Below are 13357 nucleotides of genomic sequence, written 5' to 3'. Positions count from 1 at the left end.
AGTCGTACTGGGCGACGGCGAGGGGATCTTGGTTCTCCCGTCTGTCGACCGACCGACAGCAAACGGGAGTTGGGTTCCATATGAGCAAGCGCAGGTTTCGTTCCCGCCTCGGAGTCGTGGCCGCCGTGGCCGTCGCCGGAGCCGTCGTCGGACCGGTGAGCGCGCACGCCGCCGGCACGCAGGCCGCCGGCGTGCAGAGCGTGCGCGCCGACTTCAACGGCGACGGGTACGCGGACCTCGCCGTCGCCGCTTCCTATGGCAAGGTCGGCGGGCACGCCCGCGCGGGGTACGTGAGCGTCGTGTACGGCTCCTCGAAGGGGCTGGACACCAAGCACCGGCAGGTCGTCAGCCAGAACACGGCGGGCATACCCGGCGCCGCCGAGGCCGATGACTGGTTCGGCTCCGGCCTGGCTCTCGGCGACCTGGACGGCGACGGGTACGCGGACCTGGTCGTCGGCGCGGGCGGCGAGGACGTCGGGTCCGTGCAGAACGCGGGCACGCTGACCGTCGTCTGGGGCGGGAAGGAGGGGCTGTCCGGCGGGAAGGCCGTGGCCACCGGCGTCGAGGGCGACCGGGTCAACGCCCAGCAGCCCACCGTCGGCGACTTCAACGGCGACGGCCACCTGGACCTGGCCACGGCCACCCGCCTGCTGGACGGGCCGTTCACCCGCACCGCCGGTGCCGCGCACTCCGGCGCTGTCTCGTTCGACATGGACTACGCCACCGACGACATCGCCGCCGGAGACGTCGACCATGACGGCATCACCGACCTGGTCGGACTCATCCACTACTACGGCGAGGACGGGGAGGACGAACTCCACAGCGTGTCCTACCTGCACGGCACCAAGCAGGGCCTCAGCGCACCGGTCATCCTGAAGCAGGCCGACGGCAGCCGGGTTCCCGGCGGCTCGAGCCTCGGTATCGGCGACGTGAACAAGGACGGGTACGCGGACCTCGTCATCGGGCGTCCCCTCGACGGCTCCGGGGAGACCCAGGTCGACCCGGCGCGCATCGGCGGCCAGGTCGGCGTCGTGTACGGCTCGGCGAACGGGCCCGACACCTCCCGTACCACGGTCGTCAACCAGAACACGCCCGGCGTGCCCGGCACCTCCGAGGTCGGCGACGGCTTCGGCTGGGGCGTCTCCGTCGCCGACGTCAACGGCGACGGCTACGCCGACGTCGCCGCGGGCTCCCCGGGCGAGGACGTCGGCAACGTCGAGTCGGCGGGCGCCGTCACCGTGCTACGGGGTGGCACGTCGGGGCTCACCGGTACCGGTGCCGTGTCCTTCAACCAGAACACCGCGGGGGTGCCCGGCACCGCCGAGCAGAACGACTTCTTCGGCAGCCACACCGCGCTGGTCGACACCGACCACGACGGCAGGGCCGACCTGTACGTCGGCGCCTCCGGCGAGAACTCCTTCGACGGCGCCGTCTGGGGATTCCGCTCCACCGGTACCGGGCCGACCGCCTCCGGCTCGGTCTCCTTCGGACCCGCCGCCCTCGGCGCGCCCGTCACCGACGCCAACTTCGGGGACGACTTCGCGCGCTGACGCGAGCCGTACCGACCCCATCTCTGCGGTCCCCCTTGTCTGACGGGTCGTCAGCTACGACGATGTGCCCAGCGGTCGTTGTCTGACGATCCGTCAGTTCTTTGCGGAGGGGGTCATCGTGCCCGTCCTGCCCGAGCAGCGCCTCGCCTACGGCATCCAGCTCCCCGTCCAGTCCCAGAGCACCCTCTACGCGGAGTCCTGGGAGGCAGACGCCGGCCCCGCCGACCTCGTCGAGATCGCCCGCGCCGCCGACCACGCCGGCTTCGCCTACATCGCCTGCTGCGACCACGTAGCCGTCCCGCGCCGCCTCGCGCCCGCGATGAGCACGGTCTGGTACGACCCCGTCGCCACCCTCGCCCACCTCGCCGCCGTCACCGAACGCGTCCGGCTGCTCAGCCACGTCGCGGTCGTCGCCCTCCGGCACCCGCTCGTCACCGCCAAGCAGTACGCCACCCTCGACCACCTCAGCGGAGGGCGGCTGATCCTCGGGGTGGGCGCCGGGCACGTGCGGGAGGAGTTCGAGGCGCTGGGCGTGGACTTCGAGCGGCGCGGCCCCCTGCTCGACGAGTCGATCGACGCGCTCCGTGCGGCCCTGGGCCCACAGGAGTACCCAGAGCACCACGGCAAGGAGTACGACTTCGAGGGGCTCGGGCAGCGGCCCCGGCCCGACCAGCCGCGGGTCCCACTGTGGGTCGGCGGCTCCTCGCCCGCCGCCGTGCGCCGGGCCGCGCTCAAGGGTGACGGCTGGCTGCCGCAGGGGGATCCGCGGGGCCGGCTGCCCGCGCAGATCGCCCGGATCCGGGAGCTCCGGGAGCGGGCGGGTGCCCAGGAGCCCCTGACGATCGGCGCGATCACCGAGCCCCTTTACGTCGGCCGGCCCGCCTGGGACACCGGCCGCCGCACCCTCACCGGCGCCTCCGAGGCCCTCGCCGAGTCGCTACGGGCGTACCGCGCGATGGGCGTGCACCAGATCCAGGTGCGGTTCCGCTGCCGGAGCCGCGCCGAACTCACCGATCAGATAGCCGCCTTCGGGGCCGAGGTCGCCCCCGCACTGGACTGAGGAGAGACATGGCCAAGCTGGACGGACGCGTCGTCATCATCACCGGGGCGGCACGCGGGCAGGGCGAGCAGGAGGCGCGGCTCTTCGCGGCGGAGGGCGCGCGGGTGGTCGTATCGGATGTGCTGGACGACCAGGGGGAGGCGCTGGCCAAGGAGCTGGGGGCGACGTACGTCCACCTGGACGTGAGCCGTGAGGACGACTGGCAGGCCGCCCTCGCCGCCGCGCGGAAGGCGTACGGCCGGGTCGACGGGCTGGTCAACAACGCGGGCATCCTGCGCTTCAACTCCCTGGTGGACACTCCGCTGGAGGAGTTCATGCTGGTCGTACAGGTCAACCAGGTCGGCTGCTTCCTCGGCATGAAGACGGTCGCGCCCGCGATGACGGAGGGCGGGACGATCGTCAACACCGCCTCCTACACCGCGCTCACCGGCATGGCGGCGGTCGGCACGTACGCGGCCACCAAGCACGCCGTCCTCGGGCTCACCCGGGTCGCCGCCCTGGAGCTGGCGCACCGGAAGATCCGCGTCAACGCCATCTGCCCGGGCGCCGTCGACACCCCGATGTCCAACCCGGCCCGGCTGGACCCGGACGCCGACGCCGAGGAGACGTCCCGCGCCCTGGACGAGCTGTACCGGGGGCTCGTGCCGCTGGGCCGGATCGGCAGGCCGGACGAGGTGGCCCGGCTGGCGCTCTTCCTCACCTCCGACGACTCCTCGTACATCACCGGGCAGCCGTTCGTGATCGACGGCGGGTGGCTGGCGGGAGTCAGCGTCATCTGAGCCAGCTATCTGACGAGCCGTCAGCTATTGACGGTGCATGCGGGCGGTGCAACAGTCGGGCGGCAGGAAATCTGACGGTGTGTCAGTAAGTGTAGGGACGGTGATCCGCCTTGGAATTCGGGCTCTTTGTACAGGGATACGTGGGCAAGCGAGCCGAGACCGACCCGCTGGCCGAGCACAAGGCACTGATGGAGGAGACCGAGTACGTCGTCCAGGCGGACAAGTCCGGCTTCAAGTACGCCTGGGCGTCCGAGCACCACTTCCTGGAGGAGTACTCCCACCTCTCCGCCAACGACGTCTTCCTCGGCTATCTCGCCCACGCCACCGACCGCATCCACCTCGGCTCCGGCATCTTCAACCCCCTCGCCCAGGTCAACCACCCCGTGAAGGTGGCCGAGAAGGTCGCCATGCTCGACCACCTCAGCGAGGGCCGCTTCGAGTTCGGCAGCGGGCGCGGCGCCGGGTCCCACGAGATCCTCGGCTTCCTGCCCGGCATCACCGACATGAACTACACGAAGGAGATCTGGGAAGAGACCATCGCCGAGTTCCCGAAGATGTGGCTCCAGGACGAGTACACGGGCTTCCAGGGCAAGCACTGGCAACTGCCCCCGAGGAAGGTGCTCCCCAAGCCGTACGGGAAGTCGCACCCGGCCATGTGGTACGCGGCCGGGTCCCCGCCCTCCTACGCCATGGCCGCGAAGAAGGGGCTCGGGGTGCTGGGCTTCAGCATCCAGAAGGTCTCCGACATGGAGTGGGTGCTGGAGCAGTACAAGACGGCGGTCGTCAACGCGGAACCCGTCGGGGACTTCGTCAACGACAACGTGATGGTGACGACCACCGCCATCTGCGCCCCCACGCACGAGGAGGCGATCCGGATCGCGGCCGCCGGCGGCCTGCACTACCTGCCCTCCCTCGTCTTCCGCTACCACGACACCTTCCCGCGCCCGGAGGGCTTCCCGGAGTGGCCGGAGACGCTGCCCGAGTACACCCCCGAGTTCGTCGAACTCCTCGTCGAGGAGGAGCTGCTGATCTGCGGCGACCCCGACGAGGTGCTGCGCCAGTGCAAGCGCTGGGAGCAGGCCGGCGCCGATCAGCTCAGCTTCGGGCTGCCGGTCGGGGTGCCCAGGGAGGAGACCCTCCAGACGATCCGGCTGATCGGGGAGCACGTGATCCCGAAGATCGACACGGATCCGGTCCACCGGACCACCCGGTTCCGGGAAGCGGCGTAGGGGGCAGGGGGATGCTGGACCACGTCATCAAGGGGGCGACCGTCGTCGACGGGACGGGCGCCCCCGCCCACACCGCCGACATCGGTATACGGGACGGCCGGATCGCCGCCGTCGGCGAGATCACCGAGGACTCCCGGACGAGTGAGGACGCGCACGGCCTCATCCTCAGCCCCGGCTTCGTCGACCCGCACACCCACTACGACGCCCAGCTCTTCTGGGACCCGTACGCCACACCGTCGCTGAACCACGGTGTGACGACGGTCGCCGCCGGCAACTGCGGCTTCACCCTCGCCCCCCTCAACCCGGACCGGCCCGAGGACGCCGACTACACGCGCCGGATGATGTCCAAGGTGGAGGGCATGTCCCTGGTCGCCCTGGAGGAGGGCGCACCCTGGAGCTGGCACTCCTTCGGGGAGTACCTGGACGCCCTGGAGGGCCGGATCGCCGTCAACGCGGGCTTCATGGTGGGGCACTGCGCGCTCCGCCGGTACGTGATGGGCCCGGACGCGGTCGGCGGGCAGCCCACAGCGGAGCAGCTGGAGCAGATGCTCCGCCTCTTCCACGAGGCGATGGACGCGGGCGCCTGGGGCCTGTCCACCACCCAGTCGTCCACGCACTCCGACGGCGACGGCCAACCGGTCGCCTCCCGCCACGCGCGCCCCGGGGAACTGCTGGCCCTGGCCCGGGCCGTCGGCGAGCACGAGGGCACCCAGATCGAGGCGATCGTCGCGGGCTGCCTCGACCAGTTCAGCGACGCCGAGATCGACCTGTTCGTGGAGATGAGCGCGAGCGCCGGACGCCCCCTGAACTGGAACGTCCTCACCGTCGACGCGGCGGTCCCCGAGCGCGTGCCCAGACAGCTGTCGGCGAGCGAGCGGGCCCGCAAGGCCGGCGGCCGGGTCGTGGCGCTCACCATGCCGATCCTCACCCCGATGAACATGTCCCTCGGCACCTTCTGCGCGCTGAACCTGATCCCCGGCTGGGGCGAGATCCTCGGCCTGCCCGTCCCCGAACGGATCGCACGCCTGCGGGACGCGGAGGTCCGGGCGGAGATGCTGCGCCGCGCCGACTCCAAGGAGGCGGGCGTCTTCCGGCGGCTGGCGAACTTCGGGCGGTACGTCATCGGCGACACCTACAGCGAGGCCAACCGCGGACTGACCGGGCGCGTGGTCCGGGACATCGCCGAGGAGCGGGGCCAGGACCCCTTCGCCTGCCTGGTCGACATCTGCGCCGCCGACGACCTGCGTACGGTCCTGTGGCCCATGCCCACCGACAACGACCCTGCGTCCTGGACGCTGCGGGCCGAGACCTGGCAGCACGAGGACGTACTGCTCGGCGGCTCCGACGCGGGCGCGCACCTGGACCGCATGTGCGGGGCGCCGTACACCACCCGGTTCCTCGGGGACTGCCTGCGCGGGCGCAGGCTGGCCGGTCTCGAACAGGCGGTGAAGATGCTGACGGACGACCCGGCACGCCTCTTCGGCCTGCGCGAGCGGGGCCGGATCCAGGAGGGCTGGCATGCGGACCTCGTCCTGTTCGACCCGGAACGGATCGACGCGGGCCAGGCCACCCTGGTGCACGACCTGCCGGGTGACAGTCCCCGGCTGGACGCCAAGGCCATCGGGATACGGGCCGTCTGGGTCAACGGGGTCGAGGTGATCCGGGACGACGTGGTGACCGGGGCGGTGCCGGGGAGGGTGCTGCGCTCGGGGCGGGACACCCGGACGGTGAGCACGAAGTGAGCGAAGGCCAGCGGCTGTTCATCGGCGGTGCGTGGGTGGAGCCGGGCGCCGGCCACTACCCGGTGACCGACCCGGCGACCGAGGAGACCGTCGGCTGGGCACCGGAGGCCACGCGGGAGCAGGCACAGGCGGCCTGCGCCGCGGCCCGCGAGGCCTTCGGCCCGTGGTCCCGCACCCCGCCGGAGGAACGGGCGGCGGTCCTGGCCCGGGCCGCCGACCACATCCGCGCCCACCTGGCGCCGTACGCCGACCTGGCCCGCGCCGAGACCGGTGCCACCACCGGCACCGCCCGCGCCATGCAGGTCGGGGTCGCCGCGGCCCGCTTCCGCCGGTACGCCCGCGTGGAACCGGCCGAATGGGCGATCCCGCCGCAGATCAACGAGGCGGGCCCGATGGGCAAGGCCGGCGTGATGGGCGCGCTGGCCGTGCGCCAGCCGGTGGGCGTCGTCACCTGCGTGACCTCGTACAACAACCCGTGGGCCAACCCCGCCGGGAAGGTCGCCCCGGCGCTGGCCATGGGCAACACGGTCGTGGTCAAGCCCGCACCGCAGGACCCGCTGTCCGTCTACCGCATGGCCGAGGCCCTGGAGGCGGCCGGGGTGCCACCCGGCGTGGTGAACGTCGTCTCCGGCCGCGAGGTGGCCGTCGGTGAGGCGACCGTGGCCTCGCCCGACGTCGACATGGTGAGCTTCACCGGTTCCACGGCGGTCGGGCAGCGTATCGCCGAGGTGTGCGGGCGGGGCATGAAACGGCAGTTGATGGAGCTGGGCGGAAAGGGCGCGGCGGTCGTCTTCGAGGACGCGGACCTCGGGTCGGCGGTGGCGGGGATCGGCACCACCTTCTCCTTCTACAGCGGGCAGATCTGCACGGCACCGACGCGGGTGCTGGTGCAGCGGGCGGTGTACGACGCTCTCGTCTCGGAACTCGCGGCGTACGCGGGCCGGCTCAAGGTGGGGGAGCCGAGTGAACCGGACACGGTGGTGGGCCCGGTGATCTCCGCCGAACACCGGGACCGCGTGGAGTCGTACGTGGAACTCGCCCGCAAGGAGGGCGCCACGGTGGTCACCGGCGGCGCACGCCCGCCGCTCGACCGCGGCTTCTACGTCGCCCCGACCCTGCTCGCCGACTGCACCGACGACATGCGGGCGGTCCGCGAGGAGATCTTCGGCCCGGTGGTCTCGGTCGTCCCCTTCGACGACGAGGAGGAGGCGGTCGCCCTCGCCAACGACTCCGACTACGGCCTGATCGACTACGTCTGGTCCGGCGACGTGGCCAGGGCCTTCCGGGTGGCCAGGCGGCTGCGGGCCGGCGGAGTCGGGATCAACACGGTCGGCCGCAACATGGAGGCGCCGTTCGGCGGGTTCAAGAGGAGTGGCGTCGGCCGGGACGTGGGGGTGTACGCCCTGCACGCGTACAGCGAGGTGCAGGCGATCGTCTGGCCGGGGTAAGGGGCCTCACGGCTCCAGGTCGACCCGCACGGTCAGCAGGCCGGTCCCCAGCGCCCGCACCGCCGCGCTGTTCATCCGGGGCAGGTGGCGCAGCCGGGCCACCGGGTCGTCGTCGGGCAGCAGATGGGCGGTGCCGGTGTGCCACCGCCCCCCGATCCGGACCCGGACCGCCGGGTTCGCCTTGATGTTCCGTACGTACTGCGACCTCTCCCCGAACTCGGAAACCAGCCAGAAGGAGTCCCCGACCCGGCGTCCGCCCACCGGGGTCTGCCGTGGCAGCCCGGAGGCGCGACCGGTGGTCTCCAGCACGGTCTGGAAGGGGAGGCGGCGCAGCACGGGATTGCCCACGTGGCGCTGGAAGCCGGTGGTGGCGCGGAAACGGAGGTCGGAGAGACGGGACATGGCCGAGAAGCTCCCTCGGAACGGGCTTTGGGGTGGGCTTGACCTGTAAGTGCAGCTTCCACGCTATGTTCGACCCGGCGTCAAAGGGGTGGGAGCTGGGGTGCAGAAAACAGTGGAACCGGTGGAGGCGGCGGAGGCAGGAGCCGCGGTCACCGAGCAGGACGCCCGCCCGGCTCCTCCCCGCTTCTGGCCGCTCCTTCTCCTCGCGGCGGCCGTGCTTCCCGGTACGGCGATCGTCCTCGTCGGCCGCTGGTCGGAGGGCCCGGCCCTACAGGCCTGGCGGACCGTGTGCCTCGCGGTCACCGTGCAGGCGATGCCGTTCCTGCTGCTGGGCACGGCGCTGTCCGGTGCGATCAACGCGTTCGTGCCGGCTCGGGTCCTCACCCGGCTGCTGCCCGGCCGGCCCGCGCTCGCCGTCCCGGTCGCCTCCGTCGCCGGGGCCGTGCTGCCCGGCTGCGAGTGCGCCTCCGTGCCGGTCGCGAACAGCCTGATCGGCCGCGGGGTGACGCCCGCCGCGGCGTTCGCCTTCCTCCTGTCGGCGCCTGCGGTCAACCCGGTCGTCCTGACCGCCACCGCCATCGCCTTCCCCGGCAACCCGGCCATGGTCCTGGCCAGGCTCCTCGCCTCGCTCGCCGCCGCCGCCGTCATGGGCTGGCTGTGGCTGTGGCGGGGCCGCGAGGAGTGGCTGAGGCCGGCCGTCCGGCACACCGGCCACCAGGCGGGCCACAGCCGCTGGACGGAGTTCCGGCGCGGCTTCCAGCACGACTTCCTGCACGCGGGCGGCTTCCTCGTCGTCGGCGCCATGGCGGCGGCCACCTTCAATGTCACCGTCCCGCGCTCCGTCCTCGACACCTTCTCCGGCTCGCCCTGGCTGTCGGTCCTCTTCCTCGCGGGCCTGGCCGTGCTGCTCGCGGTCTGCTCGGAGGCCGACGCCTTCGTGGCCGCCTCCCTCACCGGCTTCTCGCCCGTCGCACGGCTCGCCTTCATGGTCGTCGGCCCCATGGTCGACCTCAAGCTGATCGCCCTCCAGACGGGCACGTTCGGCCGGTCCTTCGCGGTCCGCTTCTCCGCCGCCACGCTCGTGGTCGCCGTCCTCTGCGCCGCCCTGATCGGGGGAGTCCTGCTGTGAAACGCCCGCTGACCGCGATCCTGCTCGCGCTCACCGGCGCGGGCGTGCTGTACGCATCGCTCCTCACCGACCTGTATCTGCGGTACGTCCGGCCGGGCATGCACCTGATGCTGGTCGCGTCGGGGGTGGTGCTGCTCGCACTGGCGGCGGCGGAGGCGTGGTCCTGGCGGAGACCGGACGCGGACGACCACGGGGGCGCGGACCACGGGCACGACCACTCGGGGGTCCCCCGCGCCGCATGGCTGCTGCTGCTCCCCGCGCTGAGCCTGCTCCTCTACGCCCCGCCGGCCCTCGGCGCGTACACCGCCTCCCACGCGGCCGCCAAGGAGGTCACACGGCAGTCGCACTTCGACCCGCTGCCCGCGACCTCCCCGCTGCCGATCACGCTGACCGACTTCACCCAACGGGTCCAGCAGGACCGGGCGCAGGCCATCAAGGGCCGCACCGTACGGATGACGGGGATCGTCACGCCCGCGGGCAAGGGCGGCGGCTGGTACCTGACCCGGATCATCATCTCGTGCTGCGCGGCGGACGCGCAGACGGTCAAGGTGCGCGTCCACGGCACCCAGGCCCCCTCCGCCAACACCTGGGTCACCGTCACGGGCACCTGGCACCCGGGCGGCACCCTGGGCACGAACACCGCCCCGGCCGCCCTCGACGCCCGAACCCTGAAGAAGGTCCCGCGCCCGCTGAACGGCTATACGGACGATCTGCCGCTGCCGGGCATGTGACTGTCTTCAAGGGGTCCTGGGGGTGCGGTCGGTCAGTCCGGCCGCGGACTGGGTGAGGTGCCGGGCCAGTACCTCGGCGGCGGTGTCGGCGTCGCGGGCCAGCGCCGCCTCCTCCAGCCGGCGGTGCTCGCCGACGCCGTCCCGGTCGGGGTGACGCCCGCGCCGCCCGCTTCATCGGCGCCGCCCCGCCGGCCGGGCACGGCCCGCACCGCTCTTCGCCGTGGTGCACGCCCTCGACGTCGAGTCCATCGGCGTCGCGGCCGACGCCACCCCGGCACCCCTCCCCCCGCTTCCCCTGGGCGGCCCCACGGTCACCATCCGACCGGCGTCGCGTTCACCCGCCCCACCGTCCCAGGAAAATCGGGTTGGTGAAGGCGGCCAGCGCGCCCGGTACCGTGCCCGCTGCCGTCTCGTGGCGTAGCTCGGCCCGTGCGTAGGCGGCGTAGGCGGGGGTTGTGCGCCACTCCACCACCCCCGAGCCGGACACCGGCAGTGGGTCGCTGGTCAGCAGCGTTCCCTGGTCGGTGATGATGCGGGCGGTGCAGCGCGGGGCGCCCGATACGTCGAGGCGGACCGTCACCGGGGTGTCGGGGTCGGCCTCCAGCCGCTCCCCGATGCCCGCGTGCCGGCCCCGGTCGCTCGTCGCCGTGAAGGTCAGGGAGATGTTCTTGGACTCCGCGACGTACGAGCGGCCCGCGCGGATGCCTTCCTGGACGGCCTCGCGGGTCAGGTCGTCGGCCAGGACGACGGTCTGGGGGCTGCCGACCACGTCCGGGTCGCGGTGGGCGTCGCTGTTGCCCATCGCCGGGAGCCACACCCGGCCGCCGACCCGGCCCTCCAGCCCCTCCCGGCTCTCCCGGACATAAGCGACGAGCAAGTTGTCCCACTCGGCCAGCGTCACCTCGTCGTCCGGTGTGTACGGGCCGTTCCACACCTCCAGGGCGTCCGCCTCGCCGAAGCCGAACTTCCAGCCGCAGCCGACGCAGGTGGCGTGCGGGTGGGCGGGGACGACCAGGCCGCCGGCCCGGCGGATGCGGCTCGCGAAACGCCCGAAGCGGTTGTCCCGCGCCCGATAGCGCCAGTCGACGAAGGTGCCGGGGTCGGTGCCGAGGGCCACGACGTGGCCGTTCCTCGTCGTGACCTCCTCGCCGAGCATGATCAGCAGGTCGTCGCCCGCCTGGTCGGCCCAGTGGGCGTGGGAGGAGTGCGTGTTGTGCTCCGAGCTGTTGATGAAGTCCAGGCCCGCCGCCCGGGCGAGGGCCGCGATCTCGGCCGGGGTGCGGCGGCCGTCGGAGTACCAGGAGTGCAGGTGGCAGTCGCCCCGGTACCAGGCCCGGCCCCGCCCCTTGGCCCGGGAGGGCGGGTACGCCGGGGGTGCCGTGGTGCCCGGTTCGCCGTATGTCAGCGTGATCGTGAGCTCGTAGGTCAGGCCCTGCGGCGCCACCGTGTAGGGGCCCAGGGCGATGTGCCAGGTGCCCTCCCGTACCGGGCCGGGGATGTAGCCCGGCGTGGCGTCGTCCGCGCGGATGAAGAACTCGGTGCGGGCGCCGCCCGACCAGCCCCTGAAGCCCCGGCCGCCGAGTTCGGTGCCGTGCTGGTCGAAGATGCCGATGTCGAGCGCGTTGCCCTGGGTGCCGGCCGGGACGGACGGCTTGTCGTAGGTGTAGGAGACCTTGATCTCCCGTACGCCCGAGGGGACTTCGACGGGTACGTACACGAAGTCCGGGGAGCCGGGCGGCAGCGTGCCGCGTACCGTGCGGGTCTCCTGGCCCTGGTCGTCCGCCGCCGCGAAGCTCACGCTTCCCAACGTAAGGGCGGCCGCCGCTCCCGTCACGAACAGGGCGCGTCTTCCGATGCCGTGCGCGTCATCACACATGGGGTCACCGTCCTGTGCGGGCGTGAACTCTCCTCGTATGCAAGGGAATGGCGAGTTGACAGCTTGTCATGGACGCGCGGTCGGGTGGATGTGCCGACCAGTCGGTATGGACAGTCCATCCCCGCCCCGGTACATGTGGGACATGCGAATCGCCGTCACGATCTTCCTCACCGACGAGACCATCACCCCGATCCGGCTCGCCCGTGAGCTGGAGCAGCGCGGGTTCGCCGGGCTGTACCTGCCCGAGCACACCCACATCCCGGTCGAGCGGACCACCCCGTACCCGGCCGGCGGCGAGCTGCCGCGCGAGTACGGCCGTACCCTCGACCCCTTCGTCGCGCTCGGCCAGGCGGCGGCGGTGACGGAGCGGCTGGGGCTGGGCACGGGCATCACCCTCGTGGCCCAGCACGACCCGATCGACCTCGCCAAGCAGTCCGCCACGCTGGACCACCTCTCCGGCGGCCGGTTCACCCTCGGCGTCGGCTTCGGCTGGAACGTCGAGGAGGCCGCCGACCACGGGGTGGAGTGGGGCACGCGGCGGGAGCTGGTCCGGGACCGGATGGCGCTCATGCGGGCGCTGTGGGCCGAGGAGCCGACCGGGTACGAAGGCGACTTCGGGGGCGTGCGGCCCAGCCACGCCCACCCCAAGCCCGTACAGAAGCCGCGCGGGCCGGTCGTCGGACCCCGGACGCTCGTGGGCGGGACCGCCGGGCCCAAGCTGTTCGCGCACATCGTGGAGTATGCCGACGGGTGGCTGCCGATCGGCGGACGCGGGCTGACCGAGTCGCTGCCCGTGCTGCGCGCCGCCTGGGCCGACGCCGGCCGCGACCCCGCCGCCCTCCAGGTCGTGCCGTACGCCGTCCAGCCGAGCCCGGGCAAGCTCGCGCACTACGCCGAACTCGGCATCGAGGAGGTCGTGGTGCAGTTGCCGCCGGCCGGGGAGACGGAGGTACTGCGCGCGCTCGACGGGTACGGGGCCTACGTGACCGCTGTCGGCGAGGCGGTGTAGCGGCCGGGGACGGAGTTCCCCCGGAGCGCGGATCTGACCGTAAAATATCGACTCGGGTTCGCATCGGATCGGCGTCTGACCATCGCCGATCGAAGGGTGCGGCCCGTTCGTCCTGTCGCGGCACACCGCCCGGCAGGCAGAGGAGTGCGGCGGGGGGAGACTTCACTTGGGCACGGTCGCGTCATGAGGTTTTACTGGTTGGTGCGCCTCGTGCTGCACATCAACGAATTCGGTTACAGCAAGGGACCTTTGCTCGGCACGGTCGGCACGGTCGCCGTGTTGCTCAGCGCCCTGATGATCGGGTCCGCACTGCGCCGCCGCACACCGGCCGACATGATCGCCGGCGGCCTCGTGTGTGCCGTCGGTATCGGCTGGCTCGCCCTCCACTGAGCACGGCGGCGG

General features: G+C 72.3%; 12 protein-coding genes and 2 pseudogenes. 11 read left to right on the top strand and 3 right to left on the bottom strand.

The window, feature by feature from the left end; genetic code table 11:
• Positions 1–80 precede the first annotated feature (80 nt).
• The 6 genes from ACWGJM_RS01070 to ACWGJM_RS01045 all read left to right on the top strand — a co-directional run bounded on the left by ACWGJM_RS01070 (position 81) and on the right by ACWGJM_RS01045 (position 7808).
• Entirely contained in the window at positions 81–1550 is a 1470-nt protein-coding gene (locus ACWGJM_RS01070; protein ID WP_453409547.1) for a VCBS repeat-containing protein, read from the top strand.
• Positions 1551–1668: 118 nt separating this feature from the next.
• Positions 1669–2610: an LLM class F420-dependent oxidoreductase gene (locus ACWGJM_RS01065; RefSeq protein WP_453409546.1), complete on the top strand. Its 942-nt coding sequence runs from the start codon at positions 1669–1671 to the stop codon at positions 2608–2610.
• An 8-nt stretch (positions 2611–2618) separates the two neighbouring features.
• Positions 2619–3389 carry an SDR family NAD(P)-dependent oxidoreductase gene (locus ACWGJM_RS01060; protein ID WP_453409545.1) on the top strand — a complete coding sequence of 257 codons (771 nt, stop codon included), beginning with the start codon at positions 2619–2621 and terminating at the stop codon, positions 3387–3389.
• Between the two features lie 110 nt (positions 3390–3499).
• Positions 3500–4618 carry an LLM class flavin-dependent oxidoreductase gene (locus ACWGJM_RS01055; protein ID WP_453409544.1) on the top strand — a complete coding sequence of 373 codons (1119 nt, stop codon included), beginning with the start codon at positions 3500–3502 and terminating at the stop codon, positions 4616–4618.
• A gap of 11 nt (positions 4619–4629) precedes the next feature.
• Positions 4630–6360 carry an N-acyl-D-amino-acid deacylase family protein gene (locus ACWGJM_RS01050; RefSeq protein ID WP_453409543.1) on the top strand — a complete coding sequence of 577 codons (1731 nt, stop codon included), beginning with the start codon at positions 4630–4632 and terminating at the stop codon, positions 6358–6360.
• Positions 6357–7808 (top strand): aldehyde dehydrogenase family protein, encoded by a 1452-nt coding sequence (locus ACWGJM_RS01045; RefSeq protein ID WP_453409542.1) that lies wholly within the window; start codon positions 6357–6359, stop codon positions 7806–7808. Before ACWGJM_RS01050 ends, ACWGJM_RS01045 begins: the two co-directional genes overlap by 4 nt.
• Before the next feature lie 6 nt (positions 7809–7814).
• Here the strand turns inward: ACWGJM_RS01045 and ACWGJM_RS01040 are convergent, their stop codons facing one another.
• The gene (locus ACWGJM_RS01040) at positions 7815–8210 is read right to left on the bottom strand and encodes a nitroreductase family deazaflavin-dependent oxidoreductase (protein WP_453409541.1); all 396 of its coding nucleotides are present in this window, start codon (positions 8208–8210) and stop codon (positions 7815–7817) included.
• A gap of 121 nt (positions 8211–8331) precedes the next feature.
• Here ACWGJM_RS01040 and ACWGJM_RS01035 point away from each other — a divergent pair, with 121 nt between their 5' ends.
• Both ACWGJM_RS01035 and ACWGJM_RS01030 read left to right on the top strand, forming a co-directional pair.
• Positions 8332–9339: a permease gene (locus ACWGJM_RS01035; protein WP_453409829.1), complete on the top strand. Its 1008-nt coding sequence runs from the start codon at positions 8332–8334 to the stop codon at positions 9337–9339.
• Complete coding sequence (locus tag ACWGJM_RS01030) at positions 9336–10070, top strand: TIGR03943 family putative permease subunit (protein WP_453409540.1); 735 nt, start codon at positions 9336–9338, stop codon at positions 10068–10070. The genes ACWGJM_RS01035 and ACWGJM_RS01030 overlap by 4 nt, the downstream gene beginning before the upstream one ends.
• A gap of 6 nt (positions 10071–10076) precedes the next feature.
• On the opposite strand, the pseudogene ACWGJM_RS01025 reads toward ACWGJM_RS01030, so the two are convergent.
• Positions 10077–10226: pseudogene (locus ACWGJM_RS01025) on the bottom strand (GntR family transcriptional regulator); the annotation flags it as partial.
• Here ACWGJM_RS01025 and ACWGJM_RS01020 point away from each other — a divergent pair.
• Positions 10223–10353: pseudogene (locus ACWGJM_RS01020) on the top strand (YbhB/YbcL family Raf kinase inhibitor-like protein); the annotation flags it as partial. The pseudogenes ACWGJM_RS01025 and ACWGJM_RS01020 overlap by 4 nt on opposite strands.
• A 51-nt stretch (positions 10354–10404) precedes the next feature.
• Here ACWGJM_RS01020 and ACWGJM_RS01015 read toward each other — a convergent pair.
• On the bottom strand, positions 10405–11946 hold the full coding sequence (locus ACWGJM_RS01015; protein ID WP_453409539.1) for a CehA/McbA family metallohydrolase: 1542 nt from the start codon (positions 11944–11946) through the stop codon (positions 10405–10407).
• A 142-nt stretch (positions 11947–12088) separates the two neighbouring features.
• Between ACWGJM_RS01015 and ACWGJM_RS01010 the strand changes: the two genes are divergently transcribed.
• Positions 12089–12955, top strand: coding sequence for an LLM class F420-dependent oxidoreductase (locus ACWGJM_RS01010; RefSeq protein WP_453409538.1), 867 nt, complete (start codon positions 12089–12091; stop codon positions 12953–12955).
• Between the two features lie 183 nt (positions 12956–13138).
• Positions 13139–13345: a hypothetical protein gene (locus ACWGJM_RS01005; RefSeq protein WP_453409537.1), complete on the top strand. Its 207-nt coding sequence runs from the start codon at positions 13139–13141 to the stop codon at positions 13343–13345.
• Positions 13346–13357 lie beyond the last annotated feature (12 nt).

This window comes from Streptomyces sp. NPDC054834, from assembly GCF_053611185.1.
The sequence above is the reverse complement of the archived record's forward strand: the minus strand, read 5'-3'. Positions and strand labels throughout refer to the sequence as shown.

Coding starts and splice junctions, on each gene's coding strand:
- ACWGJM_RS01050 (WP_453409543.1), top strand. CDS start 4,630: ATGCTGGACCACGTCATCAAGGGGGCGACCGTCGTCGACGGGACGGGC.
- ACWGJM_RS01005 (WP_453409537.1), top strand. CDS start 13,139: ATGAGGTTTTACTGGTTGGTGCGCCTCGTGCTGCACATCAACGAATTC.
- ACWGJM_RS01010 (WP_453409538.1), top strand. CDS start 12,089: ATGCGAATCGCCGTCACGATCTTCCTCACCGACGAGACCATCACCCCG.
- ACWGJM_RS01015 (WP_453409539.1), bottom strand. CDS start 11,946: ATGTGTGATGACGCGCACGGCATCGGAAGACGCGCCCTGTTCGTGACG.
- ACWGJM_RS01060 (WP_453409545.1), top strand. CDS start 2,619: ATGGCCAAGCTGGACGGACGCGTCGTCATCATCACCGGGGCGGCACGC.
- ACWGJM_RS01040 (WP_453409541.1), bottom strand. CDS start 8,210: ATGTCCCGTCTCTCCGACCTCCGTTTCCGCGCCACCACCGGCTTCCAG.
- ACWGJM_RS01070 (WP_453409547.1), top strand. CDS start 81: ATGAGCAAGCGCAGGTTTCGTTCCCGCCTCGGAGTCGTGGCCGCCGTG.